Origin of the sequence: Flavobacterium flabelliforme (assembly GCF_017948675.1) — a bacterium.
In the GTDB taxonomy this organism is placed as follows: domain Bacteria; phylum Bacteroidota; class Bacteroidia; order Flavobacteriales; family Flavobacteriaceae; genus Flavobacterium; species Flavobacterium pygoscelis.
This window is the reverse complement of the sequence record NZ_JAGFBU010000043.1, coordinates 1-255: the sequence shown is the minus strand read 5'-3', so window position 1 is coordinate 255 and position 255 is coordinate 1. Positions and strand designations below refer to the sequence as shown.

Below are 255 nucleotides of genomic sequence, written 5' to 3'. Positions count from 1 at the left end.
GACAAGCCTTCTATCAAAAAATGAACCGTTGTCAAAAACAAAAATCTGACAATCAAAAGATGATAAAAATGGTCATTGATAAAAGAGGTGAAATTAATCAAGCAATTGGAGGTCGAAAATTATATCAGCTTTTACAAGACGATATAAAACAAGAAAACATCAAAATCGGACGTGATAATTTCTTTGATTTTCTAAGAGCTCATGCCCTATTGGTACCCAAACAACGCAATTTTACACGAACTACAAACTCTAATC

1 pseudogene is annotated in these 255 nt (G+C 32.2%); it reads left to right on the top strand.

The features are described from left to right. Positions 1-20: 20 nt before the first annotated feature. Positions 21-255: pseudogene (locus tag J3S90_RS16250) on the top strand (hypothetical protein); the annotation flags it as partial.